2 protein-coding genes and 1 pseudogene are annotated in these 1,974 nt (G+C 63.2%); 1 reads left to right on the top strand and 2 read right to left on the bottom strand.

Annotated features, from left to right (window positions below; genetic code table 11):
• Nucleotides 1-515 (top strand): annotated as a pseudogene (locus ACE3S9_RS19060) (lipid-A-disaccharide synthase); the annotation flags it as partial.
• A 20-nt stretch (nucleotides 516-535) separates the two neighbouring features.
• Here the strand turns inward: ACE3S9_RS19060 and ACE3S9_RS19055 are convergent.
• On the bottom strand, nucleotides 536-1,072 hold the full coding sequence (locus ACE3S9_RS19055) for a hypothetical protein (RefSeq protein ID WP_374548052.1): 537 nt from the start codon (nucleotides 1,070-1,072) through the stop codon (nucleotides 536-538).
• Between the two features lie 26 nt (nucleotides 1,073-1,098).
• The coding region (gene gltA, locus ACE3S9_RS19050; RefSeq protein ID WP_374548051.1) for a citrate synthase at nucleotides 1,099-1,974 on the bottom strand (876 nt) is incomplete at its 5' end.

Genomic DNA, 1,974 nt, shown 5'->3' with positions numbered 1-1,974 from the left:
CCCGGTTCGACGCCGCGCATCCGGGGCATGACTATATCCTTCCGACCTCGCGCAGTGTCGCGGCGCGGGTGCGCGACATGATCGCGAGCTGGCGGGTGAAGCCGCGCGTCGTTGTCGAGGAAGACGAGAAATATGCGGCCTTTCGCGCCGCGCGCGCCGCTCTGGCCGCCTCAGGCACGGTGACGCTCGAATTGGCTCTGTCGCGCACGCCGGCGATCGTCGCCTATCGCATTCCCAAGATCGAGGAATTCTTCGCCCGCCGCCTGATTCAGGTGGCCATGGTGTCGCAACCCAATCTCATTCTGGGCGAAAAGGCCTATCCGGAATTTCTGCAGGACGAGGCCAATGGGCCGCTGCTCGCCGAGCGCCTGGGCGAGATCATCGACGATGGCCCCGAGCGGCGTCGTCAGATCGAGGCGCTGGGCCGCCTCAGGCAAAAGCTGGCGATCGGAGAAGGCAAGAAGCCGAGCGAAAAGGCCGCTGAAGCAATCTGCGAGCTTCTTGCCGCAAGCTGACGAAAAATAACAGAAAATGCTCAGCGCAGATTCATGATCGCCAGCGTGTTCTTGCCAAAGGTGGTCAAGGCGAGGACGCGCGCTTTGGATTCGCCGACTTGCGGGCTGTAGCGCAGGAAGGGCGTGTTGGGATTTTCATTGCCCGCGAAGCCGAAGGCCTTGGCGCCCAGACAGGCCTCGATGGTGGCCTTGATGTCGGCCAGCGCGAGCTTTTCCGCCTGGCAGGAATAGATCACTTCGCCGATCTTCTTCTTGTCGGTGATCTCGCAGACGCCGAACAGGGATTCGGTCGCGCCAAAGGTCGTCACCGCGTCGCTGTCGGCGCGCGCCGCCGCGCGATAGGCCTTGAAGCCGTCGCCGGCGGCCCCGATCAGCACCTTGAAGGCGGCGCAATCGAAGGCCTTGTCGTCGATCACGGCGGGTTCGCCGCGCTTTTCGACCACGCCGCTTTCCTCGATCGTATTGGCCTGGGCAAAAGCAAGGCCGCCCGCCAGGCAGAGCCAGGACAGGGCGGCCGCGAAGGCCGCCCCAACGCCCGCGCGCACGGCGCGGGACACGGGGCGGCGACCGTTCAGGGCAAGGTTCAACGCGTGCCGATCTTCACATAATCGCGCTGCGGGGCGCCGGTATAAAGCTGGCGCGGACGGCCGATCTTCTGGCTCGGATCCTCGATCATTTCCTTCCACTGCGCGATCCAGCCCACGGTGCGGGCCAGCGCGAACAGCACGGTGAACATCGAAACCGGGAAGCCCATCGCCTTGAGGGTGATGCCCGAATAGAAGTCGATATTCGGATAAAGCTTCTTCTCGATGAAATATTCGTCGTGCAGCGCGATGCGCTCCAGTTCCACGGCGACGTCGAGCAGCGGGTCGTCCTTGATGCCGAGCTCGCCGAGCACTTCATGGCAAGTCTTGGCCATGATCTTCGCGCGCGGATCGTAGTTCTTGTAGACGCGATGGCCGAAGCCCATCAGGCGGAACGGATCGTTCTTGTCCTTCGCCTTGGCGATGAATTTCGGAATATTCTCGACGGAGCCGATCTCGGACAGCATCTTGAGCGCCGCTTCATTGGCGCCGCCGTGAGCGGGGCCCCACAGGCAGGCGATGCCGGCGGCGATACAGGCGAAGGGATTGGCGCCGGAGGAGCCGGCCAGACGCACGGTCGAGGTCGAGGCGTTCTGTTCGTGGTCGGCGTGCAGGATGAAGATGCGGTCGAGCGCGCGGGACAGGATCGGATTGACCTTGTATTCCTCGCAGGGCACGCCGAAGCACATGCGCAGGAAGTTCGACGTATAGTCGAGATCGTTCTTCGGATAGATGAACGGCTGGCCGATGTTGTACTTGTAGGCCATCGCCGCCAGCGTCGGCATTTTGGCGATGATGCGCATGGTGGCGATCATGCGCTGGGTCGGATCGGCGATGTCGGTGGAATCGTGATAGAAGGCCGCGAGCGCGCCGAC

The sequence above is a fragment of the Rhodoblastus sp. genome (genome assembly GCF_041915505.1).
GTDB lineage: Bacteria > Pseudomonadota > Alphaproteobacteria > Rhizobiales > Beijerinckiaceae > Rhodoblastus.
Note: the sequence above shows the minus strand (reverse complement) of the source record. Positions and strands in the feature narration are given on the sequence as shown.